The sequence below is a fragment of the Streptomyces sp. MI02-7b genome (genome assembly GCF_033793585.1).
Classification (GTDB): domain Bacteria; phylum Actinomycetota; class Actinomycetes; order Streptomycetales; family Streptomycetaceae; genus Actinacidiphila.
Genome location: NZ_JARAWX010000003.1, coordinates 433,979 through 457,573 on the forward strand (window position 1 = coordinate 433,979; position 23,595 = coordinate 457,573).

The window sequence follows — 23,595 nt, forward strand, 5'->3', positions numbered from 1 at the left end:
TGGGACACCGGTGATCTCCCTCGCCCTGGCCGCGGTTGCCGCGCTGGCCGTCCTCGGCCTGTGCTACGGCATCGGCCTCTACCGCTCCGAGGTCAAGCTGCCCAGCGACCTCCAACTCGCCCTGGAGGTCGGTCGGACCCGCACCACCCGGGTCGGCAACGCCGTCGACCGCCTCGGCATCCGCTGGGCACCGCTCGTGCTGCGCCTGATGGGGCCCGCCCGCGTCAGCCGCGTCCGCGCCCGCATCGACCACGCGGGCCACCCCTACGGCCTGACCGTCGACCGCTACGCCGCCCGCCGTGCGGTCTACGGCGCTCTGGGGGCGCTGGCCGCTCTCGTCCTCCTGCGGGCGGGCCACTGGTTCGCCGCACTGCTGATGGTCGCGTACGGCCTCGGCTGGACCGACCTCGGCATCTGGCTCGCCGTGCGCAGACGCCGCGACGAGATCGAGCGCACCCTCCCGGACTTCCTCGACGTCCTCGCGGTCGTGGTCAGCGCCGGACTCGGCTTCCGCCAGGCGCTCGAACGCGTCGCCTCCGTCTACAAGGGGCCCTGGAGCGACGAGATCCGCATCGCCCTGCGCCAGATGGACGTCGGCGTCAGCCGCCGCGACGCCTTCGACCAGTTGCGCAGGCGCAACAGCAGCGAGCAGGTCGGGCAGTTCGTCTCCGCCCTGCAGCAGGGCGAGGAACTGGGCGCGCCCATCGCCCGCACGCTGCTCCAGATCGCCACGGACATGCGGCGCACCGAGGCCCAGAACGCCCGCCGCCGAGCGGCCCGCACAGTGCCGCGCGCGACGGGCGTCATCACGACGCTGCTCGTCCCCGCGACGATGATCCTCCTCATGACCGGGACGATCCTCGGCTCCCGGATCAACTTCGGCGATCTGCTGGGGTGAGGGGGACATGGGCGAATGGCCGGGGGCCGTGGTGGGTATGGACCGAAGCCCGCCTTGTCGGGTGCGGAAGTCCACGGTTGCGGTGTACCTTTGCAGTCGCAACCACATTTGCACCTGCAATCGAGCACGGATCGCAGCGGGTTGGCCCGAGGGGAGGCGGCGCACCGTGAACCTCGCCGCCGTCCTGTCCCGCCGCGACAGCCAGAGCCCGGCCGACGCAAGGGGCGCGGCCGGCGTACGTCACGTGACTACGGTTTGGGGCACGGAACATGAGCAGGTGGGTTGTGACACGACTGACGGCGCTGCGCGTGCGTATGCGCATGCGCGCTGGTGGCGACGCGGGGCAGACGTCCTTCGAGTACCTGGGGATCGCGGTCGTGATCGCGGTGATCATCGGGGTGCTCGCGGGAACGACGAGCATCGGCCAAGCCGTGCTCGATGGCATTCTCGCGAAGATCGGGGACATCGTCGGCGCGGGCTGAGCGGACGAGCCGGCGGCGACCAGGGGCAGACAGTCGGGCTCTACATCGTGGCGGTCGCGGCCCTCTTCTTCCTCGCTTTCGCCTTCTTCGCCGTCGGGCAGGCCTCGTCCGTGCGCAACAGCGCGCAGACGGCGGCTGATGCGGCGGCGCTGGCTGCCGCGCGCGAGACACGCGACGGCATTCGCGACGACTTCCTGGACGCACTCAACGCAGGCGACCTCGACAAACTGGCGGACCTCCTCGCCGGAAACGGCATGGACGGCGCAGGAGCGTGCGGCGCGGCGGGCACCTTCGCTGCCGAGAACCGCGCGGTCATCGACACCTGCGACCTCGTCAGCAGCCCCAGCGGCGCGAAGGTCTCCCTCCATACCGAGGGCACTGTGGGCAAGTCGGTCGTGCATGGCACCGAGAACATGCACGCGCGTGCCACCGCCACCGGCGTGGTCGAGGCCCGGTGCGCGGTGGACGAAAAAGACGGCGACACGGTGAAGTTCACCTGCGACGAGGGGACCTTGAGCGTGGACCCCTCAGCCGACGACTTCGATCTGAACCTGGCGGAGTTCTACTCCGTCCATCTCAGCGAGTGAGGAACGGGGGACCGATGCGATTCCGGCAGCGGGTTACGGGCCGCAGGGGCCTGACTGTACTGGCGGTCATGGGCCTGGCACTTGCCCTGACGAGTTGCGGAGGCGGTGGCGGCGACGAGAAGCCCGACGGCAAGGCGTCCTCGAAGCCAGGTGCCGCACCCAGCAGTCCGGGCATGAACGGTGCGTCCCCGTCCGTGGAGCCCACTCAGGTCCTGGCCCAGATGAAGGGTGAGAAGGACGTCACCGTCACCTTGAACGAGGCCGTACGGGATTCCGGGGGATTCGTCACTGTCAAGGGGTCGCTCACCAACAACGGCACCTCGGCCTTCAGTGCGACGTACTGGATGGGGCAGGAGACCGCAGTCCAGCGGTCCGGGCCGTCCGTCGCGGGAGCAGTGCTGGTCGACGAGGCGGGCAAGAAGCGCTACTACGTGCTGCGTGACACCGAGGGCAAGTGCCTCTGCACCATGGGCCTGACCCTGATCAAGCCGGGCGAGACCCGGCCGATCTTCGCCCAGTTCCCGGCCCCGCCGGCCGCCACCACCGAGGTGGAGTTCCAGTTGCCGACGATGCCCCCGGCCAAGATCACGCTCTCGGAGGGGTGAGCCATGCCCCGTCCCCGATCCGTGGCCGCGGCCGCGTTGGGTCTCGCGCTGACGCTCGTGACGCCGGCGGCGCACGCGGACGACGCCCCGACGGCGCAGCCGACCCCGTCCGCGCCGACCGCGATCGACGCGAACGACCCCGACCTGGAACTCCCGGAGGGCGCGAAGCTGGCGCCGCCGAAGGTGCTGGACATCGTGTCGGTGACGGACGGGTCCTCGTCCGAGGACGCCTCCGCCGACGACGGGGAGGAACGGCACGAGGAGTCCAACTCCTCGGTGACGTACGCCCTCCAGGCCGATGTGCTGTTCCCGAGGGACAGCGCGAAACTCAACCCGGCCGCGGCGGCGCGGATCAGGGCGATCGCATCCGACATCGACGCCAAGAACGTGACGCAGCCGATCCGCGTCTTCGGCTTCACGGACAACCTCGGCTCCTACGCACACGGTCAGGTGCTCTCCAAGAAGCGCGCCGACGCGGTCTACAAGATCCTCTCCGGTCAGTTGGCCTCGCTCGGCAACGACAGCCATGCCTTTCAGGTCCGCGGCTACAGCGAGGACTACCCGATCGCCGACAACTCCACCGAGGCGGGCCGCAAGCAGAACCGCCGTGTGGAGATCACGTTCCGCCCCTCCTAGCCAGGACATGAGGCGTGGGCGCGGCGCCCGGTCAACGGCGCGACTCACCCGCGTGGGGTACCCGGGACCCATGAGCTGTTAAATTCCTCGGCCGCCCGCCCTGTGACGCGGAGTGACGAAATGGGCACGCCATCGGTATGTTTTGGGGAGAAGGACACCGCTTATAGGGCCAAAGGGGTGAATCGGATTCCGGCTGCGGTCCTTTCTGAAGGGAACCTTCACATCTCCCTCATGACCTTGGTCCTGCACAGCGGCGGATACGCGGTACCTTGGAAACCCCCCCCTCGGGCCGGTCCGCTCTCCCCCCCTGCGGACCGGCCCGTCTCCTTTTCCCGATCGGGCAGGGGATCCCGAACACGCACCGTGATCACCAGGTGCCTCAGCGGAACGGGCGGGCTCGCCGCCCCGGGTGCCCCGTTTCACGCTCAGCGCTCCCCGGGTTCCACGGCCTCTCCGGGTTCCACGGACACCGTCATCCCGCGCACCAGTCCCCAGCCGGCCATGGCGCCCGCCTCCGCCTCCAGCACGTGCCGGGCCCGCAGCCGCGGCCGGCCGATCCGGCCCGGGGCCATGGTGCGCACGGCCAGCACGCGCAGCCGCCGGTCGAGGTAGGCGACGTCGATGGCGAACCGCATGCCGAGGGTGTGGACGCTCGCGGCGGGCGTCAGCAGCAGGGCGCCGGCGACGCCGTCGCGTCCCAGCAGACCGCGGGTGCGGGCCCGGTAGGACGCGGCGACCTCCAGCGGCACCGCGCCACCGGGCAGGCTCAGTTGCGCGGCGCCGTCGCGCAGCCGGATGCGCAATGCGGTCATCTCCCTCCGGGACACGGGCCCGTGTACGGTCGCCCGGTGCATGTCTATCCGATCGCCGTGGCGGCCGTCTGGGGAACGGGCGCGGGCCTCGTCCTGCCGCGTGCGGCCCACCGCCTGGCGGTCGGCGCCGAGCAGCCCTGGCGGATCGAGGGCCCCGAGGGGCAGGTGTACCCGGCGGGAGTGCCGGGCTGGCTGGGGCCGGTGCGCGGGACGCAGTGGTCGGCCGGGCGCTGGTACGCCCTGCTCACGGCGGTGTTGTGCGCGGCGCTGGCGGGCCGGCTGGGGGCGCGGCCCGAGCTCGCCGTCTGGCTGCTGCTGGTACCGCTCGCGGTATTGCTCGCCCGGATCGACCTGGCGGTGCTGCGGCTGCCGGACGTGCTGACACTGCCCGCCGCGGCGGGGACGGCGGCGCTGCTCGGGGTCGCCGCGACGGCTCCCGGCCACGCCGGGTCGTGGCCGCGCGCCCTGCTCGGAGGGCTGGCGCTGGGGCTGTTCCATCTCGTCCTGCACCTGGTCAATCCGGGCGGCATGGGCTTCGGGGACGTCAAACTCGCCCCCACCGCGGGGCTGGTGCTGGGCTGGTACGGCTGGGACACGCTGCTGGCCGGGACCTTCACGGCCTTCCTGCTGGGCGCCGTGACCGGGCTGGCGCTGCTGGCGGCCCGTCGCGCGGACCGCGGGACGCCGCTGCCCTTCGGGCCGTTCATGCTGGCCGGCGCCCTGGCCGGGGTGCTGCTGCTCCCCTGACCAGGACGCCGGGCGGTGACGGTCGCGGGTTACGCCTCGCTGCTGCGCGACCAGAGGTTGACGCCCGACTCCAGGGCGAAGGTGTCGATCTGCGCGAGCTCCTGGTCGGTGAGGGCCGGGGCGCCCACCGCACCCACGTTGGCCTCCAGCTGGGCGACGCTGCTCGCGCCGATCAGCGCCGAGGTGATCCGCGGGTCGCGCAGCACCCAGCTGAGCGCCAGCTGCGCCAGCGACTGGCCGCGGCCGGCGGCGATCTCGTTCAGACCGCGCAGCCGGCGCACGACCTCGTCGGTGATCAGCGTCGGGTCCAGCGACTTGCCCTGGGCGGCGCGCGAGCCCTCCGGGATGCCGTTCAGGTACTTGTCCGTCAGCAGGCCCTGGGCCAGCGGGACGAAGGGGATGCAGCCCATGCCCTCGTCGTCCAGGACGTCCAGCAGGCCCTCGTCCTCGACCCAGCGGTTGATCATGGAGTAGGAGGGCTGGTGGATCAGTGCCGGCACGCCCATCTCGCGCAGCAGCCGGGCCGCCTCGCGGGTGCGCTGCGGGCCGTACGAGGAGATGCCCACGTACAGCGCCTTGCCCTGCCGGACGGCGGACGCGAGGGCGCCCATCGTCTCCTCCAGCGGGGTCTCGGGGTCGTAGCGGTGCGAGTAGAAGATGTCGACGTAGTCCAGGCCCATGCGGCCGAGCGACTGGTCGAGGGAGGCCAGCAGGTACTTGCGGCTGCCCCACTCGCCGTACGGGCCGGGCCACATGTCGTACCCGGCCTTGGTCGAGATCACCAGCTCGTCGCGGTAGGGACGGAAGTCCTGGGCGAAGACCGTGCCGAAGTTGGACTCGGCGGAGCCGTAGGGCGGGCCGTAGTTGTTGGCCAGGTCGAAGTGCGTGACGCCGAGGTCGAACGCGCGGCGCAGGATGGCGCGCTGCGAGTCGAGGGTGCGGTCGTCGCCGAAGTTGTGCCAGAGGCCGAGCGAGATCGCCGGGAGCTTCAGGCCGCTGCGGCCGGACCGGCGGTACTCCATGGCGTCGTAGCGCTCGTCGGCGGCGCGGTAGAGAGTGCGAATGTCCACGGGAGTCGTCCTATCACGAGGGCCCCCTGCAGCCCCCGCACCCGGTTCGGCGCCCCGCGGGACGGGGCGTTAGGGTGGCCGCGGGGGGACGACCGCAGGAGGGGCCCGGCAATGAATCTGCGCGACCTGGTACGCCTCAGGTTGACCGACCTGTACGCCCACCGGGTGGAGCGGCGTCTGGACCCGGCTCAGAGCCCCAAGCACATCGGCGTCATCCTGGACGGCAACCGGCGCTGGGCCAAGGCGGCCGCGCGCACGACCGAGCAGGGCCACCGGGCCGGCGCGGACAAGATCACCGAGGTGCTCGGCTGGTCCGAGGAGACCGGCGTCCAGGTTGTGACGCTCTGGATGCTGTCCACCGACAACCTCGACCGCCCGGCGGAGGAACTCGTCCCGCTGCTCGGCATCATCGAGGACGCGGTCCGCGGGCTCGCGGCGACCGGCCGCTGGCGCGTCCACCACGTCGGGGCGAAGGACCTCCTGCCCGCGCGCACCCAGTCCGTCCTCAAGGAGGCCGAAGAGGCCACCGAGGGTGTCGAGGGCATACTCGTGAACGTCGCCGTGGGCTACGGCGGCCGCCAGGAGATCGCCGACGCCGTCCGCTCCCTGCTCCACGAGCACGCCGGACGCGGCACCTCCATCGAGGACCTCGCGGAGATCCTCGACATCGACCACATCGCGGAGCACCTGTACACCCGCGGCCAGCCCGACCCCGACCTCGTCATCCGGACCTCCGGCGAGCAGCGGCTGTCGGGCTTCATGCTGTGGCAGAGCGCCCACTCGGAGTACTACTTCTGCGAGGTCTTCTGGCCCGCGTTCCGCAAGGTCGACTTCCTGCGGGCGCTGCGCGACTACACGGCACGTCACCGCCGCTACGGCACGTGACGGCGGCTGGCCCCGCGGGGCCGGTTCCCAGCGGTGAAACGACACGCCGCGGTGGAGCACCCGTTCGGAGTATTGCCGTATCCGCCCCGCAGGGCCTCCGCGGGTGCCGCCGGTCCGTGTTCCGCAGGCCGGACCGTCCCACCCGCGCCGCCCGGCGGGAGGGCCCGTCACCGCTGCGTGGTGCCCCTCGCGCGACCGCCGGAAGCCTCCCCGCGGCGCCGGGACCGCAGGTCGGAGGCCCGGAGAGGCGCCCGGGGTGAGAGATGCGCCACACCCCGGCACGGCCGCACGCCGTGACGGACGTGGCCGGATCGCGCTGCGGGGGCGGGTGGGAGAACGGCCGGAGAAGCAGCGGAGACGTGCGGGCTTGGGCCAACGGCTGTCATATGCAGTCGCATAGGCCTCCACTTTCGAGGGAATAGATCCGTCAGACCGACATCCGGCCCATGGATGTCGGACAGCAGCGGACGGCACCTGGCTGTCCGCCCGGGAGGCCCTTTGCTCACGGACGTGCCGCTGTCAACACTTGACTCAGACGGCACTGACCGCGTCGACTCGAAGGGCCGTGGTTCGGCCCTGGTGGTCGCTCCCGGCCCTGTCCCGCGCGACGCCGTCGCACCCCGACCTCTTCCGAGGGGGTTCGTCCACACGTGGTGACCAGCAAGAATCGCCGTGAGCACGACCGGCGCACATATGTACTCGACACCAGCGTGCTGCTTGCCGACCCGCATGCCCTCCTCCGCTTCGACGAGCACGAGGTGGTACTCCCGGTCGTGGTGGTGACCGAGCTGGAGGCCAAGCGCCACCACCCGGAGCTCGGCTACTTCGCCCGCCAGGCGTTGCGGCTGCTCGACGAGTACCGGGTCCGGTACGGGCGGCTGGACGCGCCCATCCCGATCGGCGAGCTGGGCGGCACCCTGCGCGTCGAGCTGAACCATTCGGACCCGGGGGTGCTGCCGGCCGGATTCCGGCTCGGCGACAACGACTCGCGCATCCTGGCGGTGGCCCGCAACCTGCAGGCCGAGGGCTACGACGTGACCGTCGTGTCCAAGGACCTGCCGCTGCGGGTCAAGGCGTCCTCCGTCGGCCTGCTGGCCGAGGAGTACCGGGCCGAGCTGGCGATCACCTCGGGCTGGACCGGTATGGAGGAGGTGGTGGTCCCTGCCGAGCAGGTGGACGAGCTCTTCCAGAGCGAGGTCGTCGACCTGCCCGAGGCGGACGGGCTGCCGGTGCACACGGGCCTGGTCCTGCAGTCCGAGCGCGGCAAGGCGCTCGGGCGGGTCACGGCGGACGGACGCGTACGGCTGGTGCGCGGCGACCGGGAGGCGTTCGGCATCCACGGCCGCAGCGCCGAGCAGCGGATCGCGCTCGACCTGCTGCTCGACCCGGACGTCGGCATCGTGTCGATGGGCGGCCGGGCCGGCACCGGCAAGTCGGCGCTCGCGCTGTGCGCGGGGCTCGAGGCGGTTCTGGAGCGTCAGCAGCACCAGAAGGTCATGGTCTTCCGGCCGCTGTACGCCGTGGGCGGGCAGGAGCTCGGCTACCTGCCGGGCAGCGAGGCCGAGAAGATGAGCCCCTGGGCCCAGGCGGTCTTCGACACCCTGGGCGCGGTGACGTCCAAGGACGTCATCGAGGAGGTCGTGGCCCGCGGCATGCTGGAGGTCCTGCCCCTCACCCACATCCGCGGACGGTCGCTGCACGACGCCTTCGTGATCGTGGACGAGGCGCAGTCCCTCGAACGCAACGTCCTTCTGACCGTTCTGTCGCGTATCGGGCAGAATTCCCGGGTTGTCCTCACCCATGACGTCGCCCAGCGCGACAACTTGAGGGTGGGTCGGTACGACGGCGTGGTGGCCGTCGTGGAGAAGCTCAAGGGGCATCCGCTCTTCGCGCACATCACCCTGACCCGTTCCGAGCGCTCGCCCATCGCCGCGCTCGTCACGGAGATGCTGGAGGACGGACGCACCTGACCCGACCCTGCCGTCAGGGCAGTTGAGCACCGCCGCTAGGCTGCTGCGCCGCAAGGGCGCAGCAGCCTAGCGGCGTCTGTGGCCGCTACCGGGTGGTACGAGAAAATTCCGTGGCCCACGTGCCGTGTGAGGTTTGACACCCGACAGGGAATTGCGTTGACGGTGCGGCTAGGGCAGGCTGTCGGTTCTGTCAGGCCCTGCCCATGGCACACCCGTACCTACTAGCGTGCGGAACCCCAGAATTGAACAGCGTTCGCCGTGGGCCGCCCGAGCTGAATCAGCGGACTCCCGCCTCCATGTGGGAGACCCACCGGGCCAGTAGCTTCTGTGACCGGTGCATGAAGAAGCCAGTGCGAAGGGCACGATCGCGTCCGTGAGGTCACCAAGCGGGCGACGCTGGAAGGAAACCGTGTGAGCCGGATCTCGGTCCGGGGATTCGCGGTGGCTTCGGCCACTGCGGTCACCACCGTGGGCGCTGTCGTCGGTGTCGCCTCTGGTAGCGAGCAGCCGGGCCTGCAGCCCGTCGCCGCCACCGACGCGACCACCGTTCTCGCGGACATACCCGCGGGACAGCAGGTTCAGCAGGCCTCGCTGACGGAGCAGGTGCAGGCGCAGACGGACGCCGCCGACGCGAGCGCGAGGAAGGCCGCCGAGGAGACCGCCCGCAAGCAGGCGGCCAAGGACGCCGCCGCCCGCAAGGAGGCCGAGAAGAAGGCCGAGGAGCGGAAGAAGCAGGAAGCCGCGTCCCGTGCCGCGGAGCGCGCCGCCCTCGTGGTGAAGGCCTCGTACACCACCGCCGAGGTCCAGGCGATGGCGCAGGGGATCATAGGCGACTCCACCCAGTACCAGTGCTTCTCCAACATCGTCACGCGCGAGAGCGGCTGGAACTACACCGCGACGAACTCCTCTTCCGGTGCGTACGGGCTCGTCCAGGCCCTGCCCGGCTCCAAGATGGCCTCCGCGGGCGCCGACTGGCAGACCAACCCGGGCACCCAGATCAAGTGGGGCCTCAACTACATGAACAGCCGCTACGGCAGCCCGTGCGGCGCATGGTCCTTCTGGCAGACGAACCACTGGTACTAGACAATCCGCCTGGTACCACTTCGTACCGTCGCAAAGCGACACCGAGCCCCTGACCCCTGTGCGGGGTCAGGGGCTTTCTGCGCGTACGGTAGTGCGGGTCGGATAGGCCGCGGGGGCGGGGGACAGGGGTACATCGATGTCGGAGAAGCGCCAGTGGGGCGCCGGTCTGGCCGCCGAACTGGCCAGGCTGGCCGGTCGCCTTGAGGAACAGCGCCGGGCCGCGGCCGAGAAGGCGCGCGCGGAGGCGCGCGCCGAGACCCGCCTTCAGGAGGAACAGGCCGCCGCCGCGCGCCGGTACGCGCCCCGCGGCGCGGGTCCCGGGGACCCGGTGTCCCAAGTGCCGTGGAGCATGCGGGTCGCGGCCGAGGTCGGCTGGCGGCTGCTGGTGCTGGCCGGCACCGTGTGGGTGCTGATGCGGGTGATCGGCACCATCCAGCTGGTGGTGCTGGCCTTTGTGGCCGCACTGCTGATCACCGCGCTGCTGCAGCCCTTCGTGGGCCGGCTGAAGCGGCTGGGGGTGCCGCGCGGAGTGGCCACCGCGATCGTCTTCATCGGCGGCTTCGTGGTGATGGGCCTGGTCGGCTGGTTCGTGGTCTGGCAGGTCATGGAGAACGTCGACAACCTCTCCAGCAGCCTGCAGGACGGCATCAACGAGCTGAAGCGCTGGCTGCTCAACAGCCCGTTCCATGTGACCGAGGACCAGATCAACCAGATCGCCGCGAACCTCCAGGACGCGATCGGCACCAACTCCAAGGCGCTCACCGACGCCGGACTGCAGGGCGTCACCGTCGTCGTGGAACTGCTCACCGGCATCCTGCTGGCGATGTTCAGCACGCTCTTCCTGCTCTACGACGGCCGCAACATCTGGAACTGGTGCCTCAAGCTCTTCCCCGTCGCCGCCCGCGACGGACTGGGCGGGGCCGGCCCGCGCGCCTGGCGCACCCTCACCCTCTACGTGCGCGGCACGGTGATCGTGGCGCTGATCGACGCCATATTCATCGGCATCGGCATCTTCTTCCTCGGGGTGCCGATGGCGGTGCCGCTCGCCGTCATCATCTTCCTGGCCGCGTTCGTGCCGCTGGTGGGCGCGGTGGCCTCGGGCGCCATCGCGATGGTCGTCGCGCTGGTGACGCAGGGGCCGTTCACCGCGCTGATGGTGCTGGTCGTCGTCCTGGCGGTGCAGCAGATCGAGGGCCACATCCTGCAGCCGTTCATCCTCGGCCGGGCCGTGCGGGTGCACCCGCTGGGCGTGATCCTCTCCGTCGCCGCCGGATCGCTCATCGCGGGGATCGGCGGCGCGGTCGTGGCCGTGCCCCTGGTCGCGGTCACCAATACCGTCGTGGTCTATCTGCGGGCCAACTCCCGGGAGGCGGCGCTGCGGTCCGCCGAGACCGAGGCCGACCCGCAGGGCGCCGCCGGGACCGCCCCGGTGGCCGCATCCGGACTCCCCGAACCCGCCCCGGAACAGAGCGCCTGAGCCGCCGCGGCGGACAGCGGACGGGCCCGGCCTCCCCCACGGGGAGACCGGGCCCGTCGCGGTGCGCGGCACGGATCACGCGTCGGCGAGAACCGCTTCCGCGTCCAGCGTCGTGGCGACCGCCTGCACGACGGCGGCGATCTTGAACGCCTCCTGGACCGTCTCGCGCTCGACGCCCGCCGAGCGGAGGACCTGCTCGTGGGAGTCCAGGCACATCCCGCAGCCGTTGATCGCCGAGACCGCCAGCGACCACAGCTCGAAGTCGGTCTTCTCGACGCCGGGGTTGCCGATGACGTTCATCCGCAGACCGGCCCGCAGGTTGCCGTACTCCGGGTCCGACAGCAGGTGCCGGGTCCGGTAGTAGACGTTGTTCATCGCCATGACGGCGGCGGCGGCCTTCGCGGCCTGGTACGCCTCGGGCGCGAGGTTCTCGCGGGCCTCGGGCTCCAGCGCGCGCAGCACGATCGCCGAGCGGGAGGCGATGGCGGTGGCCAGCACCGTGCCCCACACCTGCTGCCGCGTCAGCAGCCCCGTGTCCTCGGCGTTGCCGATCACGGAGCCGAGGTTGAGCTTGAGGTCCTTGGCGTAGTCCGGCAGCGCGGACTTCAGCTCAGCGAGCGCCATGCTCACTCACCGGCCAGGAGCTTGACGACGTCGAGGGTCTCGTCGCCCTTCTTCCAGTTGCAGGGGCACAGCTCGTCCGTCTGCAGCGCGTCGAGGACCCGCAGGACCTCCTTGGGGTTCCGGCCGACGGAGCCGGCGGTCACCATGACGAACTGGATCTCGTTGTCCGGGTCGACGACGAAGGTCGCGCGCTGGGCGACACCGTCCTCGCCCAGGATGCCGAGGTCGGCGCAGAGCTCGCGCTTGATGTCCGACATCATCGGGAACGGCAGGTCGCGCAGGTCGTCGTGGTCCTTGCGCCAGGCGTGGTGCACGAACTCGGAGTCCACGGAGAAGCCGAGGATCTGCGCGTCGCGGTCGGCGAACTCGTCGTTCAGCTTGCCGAACGCCGCGATCTCCGTCGGGCAGACGAAGGTGAAGTCCTTCGGCCACGCGAAGTAGACCTTCCACTTGCCCTCGTACGACTTGTGGTCGATCTGGGCGAAGGCCTTCTCGGGGTCGAGGTCGACACAGGCGGTCAGTTCGAACGCGGGAAACTTGTCACCGACGGTGAGCACGCGCACTCCTTGTGAGGGTTGAGACCGGCGGCGGGGTGGCCGAACCGGTCCCATGGGTGGGTCGCCGTCAGCCTGTCATGAGCCCACTGATCAGTGAAATCGTCCCCGCGGGCCGCATTGATCGGCCCTGCTTATCGACAGATGGGCCAAGGGCGTGGCTGCGCAGAGTGACCGCCGAGCGAGGGGCGCCCGACGCCCGGAGTTCGTCCTCCCGTGGCCCCGGGAGTGGCCGGTGTTCGGGAGCGGCGCGGGTGACGGGACGGGACGAGCCGCCGCTGACGGCTTCGCCGGCGGTGGTGACAGGGCCGCGCGCGGCGGCCTGCCGTACCGGCGGTGGCAGGGATCGAGGCGATCTCCTTGCACGCGACCCGGTGTCCGGGCGCCGACGGGACCGACCCGGTGCTGACGCTGCGGGCGGCCGGGGCCGGCCTGGACGCGGCCCGCGTCCGGTCGTCCTCGGCTGCGCCCGCCGCCACCGCTGCGCCGACGCCCGTACCGGTCACTCCCTGCCCGATCGACCGAGGCGGTGGGACAGGGCGGACGGTCCGCCTCCGGTTGCGCGGCTAAACTGTGCGGCCGTTGATCGGAGGCGGTTATCAGTAGTCAGCGCGCGACCCGGCGCCAGCCCAGTCTGTCCCAGCTGCGGGCCTTCGCGGCCGTCGCCGAGCACCTGCACTTCCGGGACGCGGCCGCCGCGATCGGCACCAGCCAGCCGGCCCTGTCGGGCGCGCTGGCGGCCCTGGAGGACGTGCTCGGCGTGGTGCTGGTCGAGCGCACCACCCGCAAGGTGCTGCTGACGCCGGCGGGGGAGCGGGTCGCGGTGCGGGCGCGGGCGGTGCTGGAGGCGGTGGGCGAACTGCAGGACGAGGCGGAGGCGGCGCGGGCGCCGTTCACGGGCGTACTGCGGCTCGGGGTGATCCCGACGGTCGCCCCCTATCTCCTGCCGAGCGTGCTGCGGCTGGTGCACGGCACGTACCCGGACCTGGAGCTGCAGGTGCACGAGGAGCAGACCGCGTCCCTGCTGGAGGGCCTGTCGGCCGGACGGCTGGACCTGCTGCTGCTCGCGGTGCCGCTGGCCGCGCCGGGCGTGGTCGAACTGCCGCTCTTCGACGAGGACTTCGTCCTGGTGACGCCCGGCGACCACTGGCTGGCCGGACGCGTGGACCTGCCTCGCGAGACGCTGCGCGAGCTGGATCTGCTGCTTCTGGGCGAGGGCCACTGCCTGCGCGACCAGGCGCTCGACGTGTGCCGCGAGGCCGGCCGCACACGGGGCGCGGTCGCGACGACCAGCGCGGCCGGACTGTCCACGCTGGTCCAGCTGGTGGCCGGCGGGCTCGGAGTGACGCTGCTGCCGCGCACGGCGGTCACGGTGGAGACGGGACGCAGCGCGGCCCTCGCGACGGGCTACTTCGCGCACCCGGCGCCGTCGCGGCGGATCGCCCTGGCGATGCGCGCGGGCACCGCGCGCGCGGAGGAGTTCGAGGCGTTCGCCTCCGCGCTGCGCGGTGCCCTGGCACCGTTGCCGGTGCGGTTCGCCTGCTGAACCGCACCGGCCGGGCGGTCACTCCGTGCGCAGTCCGTCCGGGCGCATCATGCGCCACAGCGGCGGCAGGCTGAGCAGGGTGACCAGCAGGACGACGCCCGCGGCGATGCCGCTCATGGTGGCGACGCTGCCCCAGGCGAAGTGCAGCGGCGCGTTGACCATCTTCAGCAGGGCCGCGCCGAGCCCGGCACCGCCGATCACGGCCAGGACGAGCCCGAGCGCGACCGGGAGCGCGGTCTGCCACAGCACGGACAGCCCGAGCACCGAGCGCCGGGTGCCGAAGGCGACCAGGACCGCCAGCAGCTTCCTGCGCTCGCGCAGCTGCTCCAGCATCGAGACCAGCAGGCTCGCGCCGATCAGGGCCAGAGTGGCGGCGGCGCCGACGAGCAGGCCGCGCCGGATGGTGACGAACTTGCCGTCCTCGGTCGTGCTCTCGAGCGTGTAGATGTTGCCGCCGAGCGGATCGAGACGCACCGCGGTGTTGCGGGCCTGGTCGAACGCGTCCGGCACGTGCCGGTCGAGCCGCAGCAGGACCTTGACGTCCGGGCGGTGCAGCAGTGCGACGTCCAGCGCCCGGGGGGTGGCGAAAACGCCCCACTCCTGGTTGCCGTCCGGGGAGGTGCGCGAGGTCACCCGGTGGGCGCCGGCCGGCACCGTCCACAGCCGCGGCGTGCCGGTGTAGTGGTCCTCAAGCGGCATGTTGAGGTCGATCGCGCGGCCCGGCCGCACGACGGCGTCGATGTCGCCGTAGCCGTTCGGGTCGTCGGCGAGGAACACGTCGCCGTCCTTGCAGTCGCGGCCGACGTTCACCAGTTCGCCCAGCGTGGCGCAGTCGGCCACCATGACCAGCGCGGACTGCACGTCGGTCATGGGCTTCTTGGTGGAGGTGTCCGCAGGAACGGCGAACGAGGAGACCACGCCGAGCGCCTCGCGCACCCCCGGGGTCCTGGCGAAGGCCTGCTCGGCCCGGTGGGCCTCGGCGCCGGTGCTGACCTGGGTGGTGGCGACCATCTGGGCCCGGTCCGGGTCCTTGCCGCTGTCGCTGACGAAGTCGCTCTGCACCCCGGTGAAGAGGGTCTGCAGGGCGATCGCCCCGGCCACCGCCGCCGTCACGCCGCTGACCATGCGCGCCGAGGCACTGCTGTTGAGCTGGATCCGGCGGGTGGCCAGCTGCCAGGGCACGGGGCCGCCGCGGAAGCGGCCGACGACCGCCTCGACGACCCAGGGCAGCAGGGCGGTGAGCCCCACGAGGAGCAGGACCGTGCCGGCGGCCACCTGATAGGAGTTGACCTCGCTCTCCTGGCTGATCGAACCGAAGAGCGGAGCCAGCAGCCCGACGCCGGCCAGCGGGATCAGCAGCCGCCACCACAACCGGCGGCGGCGCGCGGTGGCGTTGCGCACCACGCCGAGCGGCTCGATCGCGATGCCGCGCATGGCCAGCAGGGTCACCGCCACCGCGGCGGCCGGCACCGCCAGGGCCACGAGCAGGGCGAGCCCGGCGCCGGGTGTGACGTCGGAGGGGAAGACGCTGATGTCGTACAGCGTCACGTCGGACGCGAACTGCCGGGTGACCAGGAACAGCGCTGCGCCGACGGCCAGTCCGAGCAGTGAGCCGAACAGTGCCTCGCCGGCCGCGATCCGCCGGGTCATCCGGCTGTCCGCGCCGACCAGGCGCAGTGCGGCCAGTCTGCGGTCGCGGCGCTCGCCGCCGAAGCGGACGGCGCTGCCGATGAAGACCGCCACCGGCAGCAGCAGTACCACGAAGATGATGATCACCAGCAGCGAGAGGACCCCGCCCAGCGGGTCGGAGTGGACCGCGCCGCGTCCGAAGTACGGGATGCGGGTGGCGTTCCCGGTGCCGGCGTTCTCGCCGTCGTCCCAGGCGACGAGTTTGTCGCTGCCCGCGTAATAGGTCAGTTCGGCCGGCCCCACCAGGCCGTTGTCGCCGATGACACCGGTGATCCGGTAGTCCAGGCGGTCACGCAGCAGCTTGCTGCCGGGCTTGTCGAGCAGCCGCTTCAGGGCGGGGGAGACCACCATCTCGCCGGGGGCGGGCATCGCCTTGACGCCGGGCGGCAGGACGGGGCGGTCACCGTCGGCCTTCAGGAGCACGCCTCGGACGTCGTCGTTGCGGAAGGTGGTGTTCGCCACGGCGAACAGCACCGTGCTCGCGCTGGCCTTGGGCGACGCCTTGAACCAGGAGTAGTCCCGTTCGTAGCCGCGGTCGTTGCGGGCTCCCAGCATGGCCGGGACCGATGCGGCCACCAGCAGCAGCGCCACGCCGAGGCCGACGCCGACCGCGGTCAGCACGGTACGGGTCCAGCCCTCGCGGCCGCCGGTGGTGGCGAAGCGGAATCCCAGGCCCACGTCGCGGACCCAGCCGGACAGGGTGCCGCCCCGCGCGGTCGACTGGGAGCTCATGCCACCCGCTCCATGTCCCGCGACTTGCCGTCCCGCACCACGACCTCGCGGTCGGAGTAGGCGGCGACGCGCGCCTCGTGGGTGACCAGGACGACGGCTGCGTTGGTGTCGCGGGCGGCGTCGGTGAGCAGGCGCATCACACGCTCGCCGTTGAGCGAGTCCAGGGCGCCGGTCGGCTCGTCGGCGAAGACCACCCGCGGGCCGGTGACCAGTGCGCGGGCCACCGCGACGCGCTGGCCCTGGCCGCCGGAGACCTCGCCGGGCCGCTTGCCGGTGAGGTCGTCGACCTCCAGCCGGGCCATCCACTCCGTGGCGCGGGTCTCCGCCTCCTTGCGCTTGACGCCGTTGAGCCGCAGCGGCAGCGCCACGTTCTCCACGCAGGTCAGCTCGGGCACGAGCTGGCCGAACTGGAAGACGAAGCCGAACTCGCCGCGGCGCAGGGCGCTGCGCTCGGCGTCGCTCATCGCGGTCAGCTCCCGTCCCTGGTACAGCACCTGGCCGGAGTCCGGCCGCACGATGCCGGCCAGGCAGTGCAGCAGCGTCGACTTGCCGGAGCCGGAGGGCCCCATCACGGCGACGACCTCACCGGCGCGTATCGCGAAGTCGGCGCCGTCCAGGGCCGGGGTGGGTCCGTAGGCCTTGTGCAGGCCGACGGCTTCCAGCAAACGGTCCGTGGTGGTCATGCGGTTACCTCCGCCGCGAGTCGGTCCAGTCGTGAAGTGGTGAGTTCCAGCCACCGCAGGTCCGCCTCGAGGTGGAACAGGGCGTGGTCGCAGACCAACTGGTCCGCGAGGTCGCCGTCGCGCTTGCGCGCGGTCAGTTCCCGCATCAGGCGCAGGTGCTCCGAGCGCTGGGTGTCGAGCAGGTCGGCGGCGCTGCGACCGGTCAGCAGTGCGAGGACGACCTTGGTGTAGAGGGTGCTCTGCAGGTAGGGCTCGGGCTTCTCCGGTTCCGCGAGCCACTTGCCGACGTCGGTGATCCCGGCGTCCGTGATCGCGTACCGCTTGCGCTCCGGGCCGCCGCCGGCCTCGATGCCGTCGACCTCGACGAGCCCGTTCTTCAGCAGCCGCGCCATGGTCGAGTAGACCTGACCGTAGTGCAGCGGGCGGTCGTGGCCGAACTTGTGGTCGAATTCCCGTTTCAGGTCGTAGCCGTGGCGGGGGCCGGACTCCAGGAGCCCGAGCAGGGTGTGGCCGATGCTCATGCGGAGGACTCTACATGAGGCGTATACCCGCAGTGTATAGAGCGCGAGTACAGTGACGAGGGTGTGACAGAACCCCTTCCGACCTGGGTTTTTCTCGTCCCGGGGCGGCTGCGGACACGATGCAGCCCCGGGGCACGGACGGACATCACGTGCGCCGGGGCTGCGATCAGGAGGAGGTCACAAGCCGTTGACGTTGGCGGCGATGCGGTCGCCGACCTCCTTGTCGATGTTGCGCCAGTACTGCATGGCGCGCTCCAGGACCGGGGCGCTGACCCCGTTCTTCAGGTGCCCGGACACATTGGAGACCAGCCGGTCGCGGGCGGCGTCGTCCAGGACCTGCCGGACCATCGTCCCGGCCTGCCCGAAGTCGTCGTCCTCGCGGTGCAGCTTGTAGGGCTCGTGCACCATGTTGCCCGCCACCTCCCAGCCGGCCGGCTCGCCGAACCGCTGGATGTCGGCCTCGGGCCCGCCGAAGGAGTTCGGTGCGTACGGCGCGGCGGTGCGCGACGGCTCGTAGCGCATCGGCCCGTCCTTGGCGTACGAGCGCACCTCGGTGTGCGGGCGGTTCGGCGGCAGCTGCGCGTAGTTCGGGCCGATCCGGTAGCGGTGGGTGTCCGCGTACGAGAACAGCCGGCCGAGGAGCATCTTGTCCGGCGAGGGGCCGATGCCGGGCACCATGTTGCTGGGCTCGAAGGCGGCCTGCTCGATGTGGATGAAGTAGTCCTCGGGGTTCTTGTTGAGGGTCATCCGGCCGACCTCGATCAGCGGGTAGTCGCCGTGCGGCCACACCTTGGTGAGGTCGAAGGGGTTGAACCGGTAGTCCGCCGCGTCGTCGAACGGCATGATCTGCATGTACAGCGTCCACGAGGGGTGGTCGCCGCGCTCGATGGCCTGGTACAGGTCACGGCGGTGCAGATCGCCGTCGGCGCCCGCGTAGTGGTCGGCCTCCTCCTGGGTGAGGAAGTCGATCCCCTGGTCGGTCTTGAAGTGGTACTTGACCCAGAACCGCTCTCCGCCGGCGTTGACCCACATGTAGGTGTGGGAGCTGTAGCCGTTCATGTGGCGGTACGACTTGGGCACGCCGCGGTCGCCCATCAGCCACGTGACCTGGTGCGCCGACTCGGGGGACAGCGTCCAGAAGTCCCATTGCATGTTGTTGTCGCGCAGTGAGCTGTCACGACGGCGCTTCTGGCTGCGGATGAAGTCCTGGAACTTCATCGAGTCGCGCACGAAGAAGACCGGCGTGTTGTTGCCGACCATGTCGTAGTTGCCGTACTCGGTGTAGAACTTCAGCGCGAAGCCGCGCGGGTCGCGCCAGGTGTCGGGGCTGCCCATCTCACCGGCCACCGTCGAGAAGCGGGCCAGCATCTCCGTCCGCCGTCCCGGCTGGAACAGGTCGGCCTTGGTGAACTGGCTGACGTCGTTCGTCACCTCGAAGACGCCGTACGCGCCCGAACCCTTGGCATGCACCACGCGCTCGGGAACCCGTTCGCGGTTGAACTGCGCCATCTTCTCGATCAGGTAGTGGTCCTGGAGGAGGATGGGGCCGTCCGAGCCCACCGTGAGCGAATGCGCATCGCTCTCCACCGGAATCCCGGCGTTGTTGGTGGTGTAGGGGGTGCTCATGTGAATGTGTCCTCCCGTCGATCTTCGGAAGAGTCCGTCGGGGGCTCCTGGTCGCTAACGACCACACAAACACTGAATCACCGGCTCGGCACGCCGGGCAATGCCTTCCGGCCACCGTTCTGGACAAAGTCCAAAAATAAATCCGATACGGACACGCAGCGTCTAGCGCTGCACACCGCCCGGAATGCCCATTTCGAACCAGACCACCTTTCCGGCGCTCAGCCGGGTCGCTCCCCACCGCTGGGCCATCCGGTTGACCAGGTACAGCCCGCGGCCGCCCTCGTCCTGCGGCTGGGCATGGCGCATCCGTGGCAGCGTCGGGGCGTCGTCGCCCACTTCGCAGCGCAGCACGTCGGTGCGGAGCAGCCGCAGCGTGATGGGCCGTTCGGCGTACCGCACCGCATTGGTGACCACCTCGCTGACCAGCAGCTCGGTCGCCTCCGCCAGCGAGTCCAGGTCCCAGCGGCTGAGCGCCTGGCGCACCAGGCGCCGGGCCCGGCCCGCGGTCTGGGCGCGCGGCTCGAGGAACCAGTACGCCACGTCGCGCGGCGCGATGCCGTCGAAGCGGGCGGCGAGCAGCGCGATGTCGTCGTCCCGGTCGCCGGGGCCGACGATCTCCAGCACCTCGTCGCACAGCGGCTCAAGCGGCGGCGGGCACATCACCGCCGAGGCCGTGTGCAGCCGCTCGCGCAGCATCTCGATGCCGCCCCACACGTCCCGTGCGCGGGACTCCACCAGGCCGTCGGTGTACAGCAGCAGCGTCGCCCCGGCCGGAGCCGGCAGCTCGACCGCCTCGAACGGCACGCCGCCCACGCCGATCGGCGCGCCCGGCGGCACACGCAGCACCTCGGCCAGCCCGTCGGCGTGCAGCAGTACCGGCGGCGGATGACCGGCGTTGGCGATGGTCACCCGGTGCGCGATCGGGTCGTAGACGGCGTAGATACAGGTGGCCATGCGGTCCTGGCCGAGCCGCTGGGCCTGCTCGTCCAGGTGGTAGAGGACCTCCTGCGGCGACAGGTCCAGGCCCGCCAGGGTCTGCACGGTGGTCCTCAGCTGGCCCATGATCGCTGCCGAGGTCATGGAGTGGCCCATGACGTCGCCGACGACCAGCGCCACCCGGCTGCCGGGCAGCGGGATCGCGTCGTACCAGTCACCGCCCACCCGGGCGGACTCGGCGGCCGGCAGGTAGCGGCTGGCGAGCCGGACGCCCGTGGGCTCGGGCAGGGAGTCCGGCAGCATCTCGCGCTGCAGGGAGTCGGCGATCGACGCCTCGCGGTCGTAGAGCACCGCCTTGTCGACGCCCAGCGCGGTGTGGGTGGCCAGCTGCGCGGCCACCAGCAGGTCGTCGGGGTCGAAGGCGGGCCGGTCGGGACGACGCAGCAGCACGGTCGCGCCGATCACCCGGCGGCGGCCGCGCAGCGGGGCCAGGATGGCGCGGCGCCCCGTCGGAAGCTCTAACGTGTCGCCGGACTCCGCCTCCGGGCAGCCGCCCACCAGCTCGTGGAGCGCGGCCGTGGCCTGCGGGTTGTCGGAGAAGACCGGGCGCACACCGCGCAGCACCTCCGCCAGCGCCCCGTCCAGCGTCACGTCCACGGCCTCCGCGGCCGCGCCGTACTGGCCCTCGGTGGACGGCACCACCGGCATCAGCAGGCCCTCGACGGGCTGCTCGGTGTCGTCCGGCACGCGGTCGGTACGGCGCAGCCGCAGGACGAGCGGGCCCGAGGGACGCTCGTCGCCGACCGGCAGCGGGTCGCGCAGATAGACCAGGATCGCGTCGGCGAAGGCCGGCACCGTCGAGCGGCACAGGCCCAGCACGATCTCGTCCAGGTCCAGGCCGCGGGCGATGCGGCGGGTGGCCGCGCCGACGTAGCGCAGCCGCTCGGCCTCGGCCTGCCCGGCCCGGCCGCGGTTCTGCGAGCCGATCTTCTTCAGCGGGCGGCCCGCGGTGGAGTCGTCGTCGACCGGGTGGCCGCCGGGGCCGCCGTGCCGGCCGCCCGAGCGCGCGGCGGGAACCCCGGTGTCCGGCATCCGGGCACGGGTGCGCGGTTCGCCGCCCTCCGGCTGAGCAGGGCCGGGGGCGCCGGGCGTGCCCGGGGTGCCGCCGGTGGCGGAGGCGCGGCGACCGGGCTCGACCGGGGCGGCCATGGCCGTGGCCGCCCGCAGGTCGTGCGGGGAGGGGTGGTCCCACGGCCGGCTGGTGGACTCGTCGCCGGGGGCGCCGGGCGAACCGGGGGAGCGCAGATGTGCGGACTGCCGGCCCCGGGCGGCGTCGGCGGTGGTGCCCGCGATCGCGTGCTGGACCCCGGTGGCGCTCTCGGCGGCCACCACGCCGGCGGCCTGACGGTCTCTCACCTCGGCGGATCTGCGGTCGGGCCGGGTGCCGCGGGTGCCGCGGCGGCCGGCCCGGCCGGCCTTGGCGGGAGCGCCGGTCTCGCCGCCCGACTGCCGCTGGGTGGGCGGAACGGGCTGCAGGGACGGTGTGCCGGGATCGCTCCCGGCCGCGCCGGCGGCGCGCTTGGCCGCGCCTGCGCCACCGCCGCGCCGGGGCCGCCGGGGGCGGCCGGAGGACGACCCGGCCGGGGCGGAGGAAGGGGCGGGGGCCTGGTTCTGTACGGGCTGCGCCGCGCCGGCCTCGCCGGCCGCCGTCGCGGCCTCCGGGGTCAGCCGGAATCCGGTCCGCGGATCGGGGACCGGCTCGGGGTCGCCCGGACGTGCCGGGCCGGCCGCTGTCGCCTGGACGGCGGCCTGCTCAGAAATGCGCTCCGTGCTCACGCTGGTCGTTCCATCCGGTCGGGTGCGTCACGTGCGGGGCACGTGGCGGGGCGGCCGCGTCAGGCGGGTCGGCGGCAGTGCAGGAAGAGTTGCTCCTCCGGCGGCACTTCTGTGCTGTGCGGCGCGTAGGCGTACGACTCCTCCCTCAGGACCTCGAATCCTGCGTCGGCCACCACCTGGCGCAAATCGTCCCGTAGATAACCCGATACCCGGATGGTGTTACCAAGGAACGGAATCGGAAAGTCATCCACATCGGCTTCTACCATCGAAAGAGTGAACAGCCCGCCGGGGACGAGTAGATCGCGCACGGCCCGCAGGGCCAGCGGAATCTCGGCGCGGGAGAGCATCAGCAGCGAGAAGAAGGCGGTGACGGCCTCGAACTGCCCGAGGTCGTGCCTGCCGTGCCGGGCGTAGGGGCCGCCCGGTCGCAGATCGGCGATGTCGGCCCGGTGGAAGGTGGCCTGGGGCACGTACTGGCGGGCCAGCGACAGCATGACCGGGGAGAGGTCGATTCCGGTCACCTGGTGCCCGGCGTCGGAGAGCTGACGGCAGGTCGGCAGTCCGGTGCCGCATCCCAGATCCAGCACGCGGGAGGCGTCCGGCAGCTGCGTCAGGATCCACTCGCCGGCCGCGAGCTGCCCCTCCTTGTGCGGGAACGCCTCGTCGTAACGGTCGCCTATGGCGTCGAAGGCCTCCGCCTGGCCGGTGCGGTCCAGCTGTATGTCCTCGTAGCCGCCGACTCCCACAGCCTGGGCCTCCCGTGATGACCTGCGTGACGTAGCGTCAAACTCTAGTGTGAGCCTGTGATTTGTGCAGCACTATGAGGCACGATCTTACGGTTGGGGCTGGGGGGCCCGGCAAGACTCACGCGGTCACCTTGCCGGACGGTCCCAGTCAACCGGAAGAGCCGGTACCGGCCACGCCGGATTCGGACGCCAGTGCTGCCAGCCCTCGTCGAAGGGGTGGCCCCACTCCCCGATGACACCCACCGCGCGCCGTCCGGCCTCGCGTACCCGCTCCGCCGTCGCGGCGGACATCAGCCCCGCGGCCTGCGCCTGCTCGAACTCGTCCTCGTCCCGCCAGTGCCAGCTGCGGTCCGGGCCGACATGGATGTCCAGGAAGTGGTCCTCGGAGTCCACGCCGCCCGACCAGCGGCGGCGCGGCTCCTCCAGGTTCACGTACCAGTTCTTGAAGAGCCAGCCCCGCTCCCAGAACAGCCACACCGACCACGGCTCCCCGGGGCGGGCCAGCTTCAGCACACCGGTGCCCCACCAGCGGTCGACACTCGTCGTGCGCGGCTTGAGGTAGCGCGTCTCCAGCGGCTCCTCGTGGATCGGCGTGCCGTCGGCGAGCACCGGGCGGACGCACTCGGTGCCCGGCGCCATCCAGACGGCCAGCAGCTCCGCGTCGTCGCGCACCACCGTCACCGGACGGCAGATGTGCACCCGGTCCGTCGCGTTGCCGCGGTAGCGCCACAGCACCTGGTCGCCGGGCGACCAGTGGTCTTCGCCGCCGTTCCGCCCGGTACCCGGATGAAGAAGGATGTCCGCCGTCATGAAGAGATCTTACGGACGACGGGTCACGGCGGCGTCACCC

General features: G+C 71.6%; 22 protein-coding genes. 11 read left to right on the forward strand and 11 right to left on the reverse strand.

Annotation, left to right across the window (positions count from 1 at the left end):
* The first annotated feature begins 10 nt into the window (after positions 1-10).
* The 5 genes from PV364_RS06640 (at position 11) to PV364_RS06660 (ending at position 3,208) form a co-directional block, all read left to right on the forward strand.
* Positions 11-898, forward strand: a complete 888-nt coding sequence (locus PV364_RS06640) for a DUF5936 domain-containing protein (RefSeq protein WP_401973780.1) — start codon at positions 11-13, stop codon at positions 896-898.
* 284 nt (positions 899-1,182) lie between these two features.
* Positions 1,183-1,380 (forward strand): hypothetical protein, encoded by a 198-nt coding sequence (locus tag PV364_RS06645; RefSeq protein ID WP_319658826.1) that lies wholly within the window; start codon positions 1,183-1,185, stop codon positions 1,378-1,380.
* Entirely contained in the window at positions 1,377-1,967 is a 591-nt protein-coding gene (locus PV364_RS06650; protein WP_319658827.1) for a pilus assembly protein TadG-related protein, read from the forward strand. The genes PV364_RS06645 and PV364_RS06650 overlap by 4 nt, the downstream gene beginning before the upstream one ends.
* Before the next feature lie 68 nt (positions 1,968-2,035).
* Positions 2,036-2,572 (forward strand): hypothetical protein, encoded by a 537-nt coding sequence (locus PV364_RS06655; protein WP_319658742.1) that lies wholly within the window; start codon positions 2,036-2,038, stop codon positions 2,570-2,572.
* 3 nt (positions 2,573-2,575) lie between these two features.
* A complete protein-coding gene (locus tag PV364_RS06660; protein WP_319658743.1) occupies positions 2,576-3,208 on the forward strand; it encodes an OmpA family protein in 633 nt (210 codons plus the stop codon).
* A gap of 425 nt (positions 3,209-3,633) precedes the next feature.
* On the opposite strand, the gene PV364_RS06665 is transcribed toward PV364_RS06660, so the two are convergent.
* On the reverse strand, positions 3,634-4,020 hold the full coding sequence (locus PV364_RS06665) for a DUF192 domain-containing protein (protein WP_319658744.1): 387 nt from the start codon (positions 4,018-4,020) through the stop codon (positions 3,634-3,636).
* Positions 4,021-4,056: 36 nt separating this feature from the next.
* Here PV364_RS06665 and PV364_RS06670 point away from each other — a divergent pair, with 36 nt between their 5' ends.
* The gene (locus PV364_RS06670; protein ID WP_319658745.1) at positions 4,057-4,767 is read left to right on the forward strand and encodes an A24 family peptidase; all 711 of its coding nucleotides are present in this window, start codon (positions 4,057-4,059) and stop codon (positions 4,765-4,767) included.
* Between the two features lie 29 nt (positions 4,768-4,796).
* Here PV364_RS06670 and mgrA read toward each other — a convergent pair whose 3' ends face one another.
* Complete coding sequence (mgrA, locus tag PV364_RS06675; RefSeq protein ID WP_319658746.1) at positions 4,797-5,837, reverse strand: L-glyceraldehyde 3-phosphate reductase; 1,041 nt, start codon at positions 5,835-5,837, stop codon at positions 4,797-4,799.
* 111 nt (positions 5,838-5,948) lie between these two features.
* Between mgrA and PV364_RS06680 the strand changes: the two genes are divergently transcribed.
* From PV364_RS06680 to PV364_RS06695, 4 genes are all read left to right on the forward strand, one after another.
* Complete coding sequence (locus PV364_RS06680; RefSeq protein ID WP_319658748.1) at positions 5,949-6,722, forward strand: isoprenyl transferase; 774 nt, start codon at positions 5,949-5,951, stop codon at positions 6,720-6,722.
* Between the two features lie 650 nt (positions 6,723-7,372).
* Positions 7,373-8,692: a PhoH family protein gene (locus PV364_RS06685; RefSeq protein WP_319658749.1), complete on the forward strand. Its 1,320-nt coding sequence runs from the start codon at positions 7,373-7,375 to the stop codon at positions 8,690-8,692.
* Between the two features lie 411 nt (positions 8,693-9,103).
* Positions 9,104-9,775, forward strand: a complete 672-nt coding sequence (locus PV364_RS06690; protein ID WP_319658750.1) for a transglycosylase SLT domain-containing protein — start codon at positions 9,104-9,106, stop codon at positions 9,773-9,775.
* Between the two features lie 136 nt (positions 9,776-9,911).
* On the forward strand, positions 9,912-11,252 hold the full coding sequence (locus PV364_RS06695; protein WP_319658751.1) for an AI-2E family transporter: 1,341 nt from the start codon (positions 9,912-9,914) through the stop codon (positions 11,250-11,252).
* A 75-nt stretch (positions 11,253-11,327) separates the two neighbouring features.
* Here PV364_RS06695 and PV364_RS06700 read toward each other — a convergent pair whose 3' ends face one another.
* Positions 11,328-11,876: a carboxymuconolactone decarboxylase family protein gene (locus tag PV364_RS06700; RefSeq protein WP_319658752.1), complete on the reverse strand. Its 549-nt coding sequence runs from the start codon at positions 11,874-11,876 to the stop codon at positions 11,328-11,330.
* A 2-nt stretch (positions 11,877-11,878) separates the two neighbouring features.
* Positions 11,879-12,433 carry a peroxiredoxin gene (locus PV364_RS06705; RefSeq protein ID WP_319658753.1) on the reverse strand — a complete coding sequence of 185 codons (555 nt, stop codon included), beginning with the start codon at positions 12,431-12,433 and terminating at the stop codon, positions 11,879-11,881.
* A 595-nt stretch (positions 12,434-13,028) separates the two neighbouring features.
* On the opposite strand from PV364_RS06705, the gene PV364_RS06710 reads away from it, so the two are divergent.
* Positions 13,029-13,976, forward strand: a complete 948-nt coding sequence (locus PV364_RS06710) for a LysR substrate-binding domain-containing protein (RefSeq protein WP_319658828.1) — start codon at positions 13,029-13,031, stop codon at positions 13,974-13,976.
* An 18-nt stretch (positions 13,977-13,994) separates the two neighbouring features.
* Here PV364_RS06710 and PV364_RS06715 read toward each other — a convergent pair whose 3' ends face one another.
* The 7 genes from PV364_RS06715 to PV364_RS06745 all read right to left on the reverse strand — a co-directional run bounded on the left by PV364_RS06715 (position 13,995) and on the right by PV364_RS06745 (position 23,555).
* Entirely contained in the window at positions 13,995-16,397 is a 2,403-nt protein-coding gene (locus PV364_RS06715; protein ID WP_319658754.1) for an ABC transporter permease, read from the reverse strand.
* A complete protein-coding gene (locus tag PV364_RS06720) occupies positions 16,394-17,080 on the reverse strand; it encodes an ABC transporter ATP-binding protein (RefSeq protein ID WP_319658755.1) in 687 nt (228 codons plus the stop codon). The genes PV364_RS06715 and PV364_RS06720 overlap by 4 nt, the downstream gene beginning before the upstream one ends.
* Positions 17,077-17,601: a PadR family transcriptional regulator gene (locus PV364_RS06725; protein WP_319658756.1), complete on the reverse strand. Its 525-nt coding sequence runs from the start codon at positions 17,599-17,601 to the stop codon at positions 17,077-17,079. Before PV364_RS06725 ends, PV364_RS06720 begins: the two co-directional genes overlap by 4 nt.
* Before the next feature lie 177 nt (positions 17,602-17,778).
* Positions 17,779-19,227, reverse strand: coding sequence for a catalase (locus PV364_RS06730; RefSeq protein ID WP_319658757.1), 1,449 nt, complete (start codon positions 19,225-19,227; stop codon positions 17,779-17,781).
* Between the two features lie 162 nt (positions 19,228-19,389).
* Positions 19,390-21,999 (reverse strand): SpoIIE family protein phosphatase, encoded by a 2,610-nt coding sequence (locus PV364_RS06735; protein ID WP_415924530.1) that lies wholly within the window; start codon positions 21,997-21,999, stop codon positions 19,390-19,392.
* 59 nt (positions 22,000-22,058) lie between these two features.
* A complete protein-coding gene (locus PV364_RS06740; protein ID WP_319658758.1) occupies positions 22,059-22,745 on the reverse strand; it encodes a class I SAM-dependent DNA methyltransferase in 687 nt (228 codons plus the stop codon).
* Between the two features lie 126 nt (positions 22,746-22,871).
* On the reverse strand, positions 22,872-23,555 hold the full coding sequence (locus PV364_RS06745; RefSeq protein ID WP_319658759.1) for a DUF402 domain-containing protein: 684 nt from the start codon (positions 23,553-23,555) through the stop codon (positions 22,872-22,874).
* Between the last annotated feature and the right edge of the window lie 40 nt (positions 23,556-23,595).

Coding starts and splice junctions, on each gene's coding strand:
- PV364_RS06660 (WP_319658743.1), top strand. CDS start 2,576: ATGCCCCGTCCCCGATCCGTGGCCGCGGCCGCGTTGGGTCTCGCGCTG.
- PV364_RS06680 (WP_319658748.1), top strand. CDS start 5,949: ATGAATCTGCGCGACCTGGTACGCCTCAGGTTGACCGACCTGTACGCC.
- PV364_RS06700 (WP_319658752.1), bottom strand. CDS start 11,876: ATGGCGCTCGCTGAGCTGAAGTCCGCGCTGCCGGACTACGCCAAGGAC.
- PV364_RS06725 (WP_319658756.1), bottom strand. CDS start 17,601: ATGAGCATCGGCCACACCCTGCTCGGGCTCCTGGAGTCCGGCCCCCGC.
- PV364_RS06745 (WP_319658759.1), bottom strand. CDS start 23,555: ATGACGGCGGACATCCTTCTTCATCCGGGTACCGGGCGGAACGGCGGC.
- PV364_RS06715 (WP_319658754.1), bottom strand. CDS start 16,397: ATGAGCTCCCAGTCGACCGCGCGGGGCGGCACCCTGTCCGGCTGGGTC.
- PV364_RS06720 (WP_319658755.1), bottom strand. CDS start 17,080: ATGACCACCACGGACCGTTTGCTGGAAGCCGTCGGCCTGCACAAGGCC.
- PV364_RS06730 (WP_319658757.1), bottom strand. CDS start 19,227: ATGAGCACCCCCTACACCACCAACAACGCCGGGATTCCGGTGGAGAGC.
- PV364_RS06695 (WP_319658751.1), top strand. CDS start 9,912: ATGTCGGAGAAGCGCCAGTGGGGCGCCGGTCTGGCCGCCGAACTGGCC.
- PV364_RS06655 (WP_319658742.1), top strand. CDS start 2,036: ATGGGCCTGGCACTTGCCCTGACGAGTTGCGGAGGCGGTGGCGGCGAC.
- PV364_RS06665 (WP_319658744.1), bottom strand. CDS start 4,020: ATGACCGCATTGCGCATCCGGCTGCGCGACGGCGCCGCGCAACTGAGC.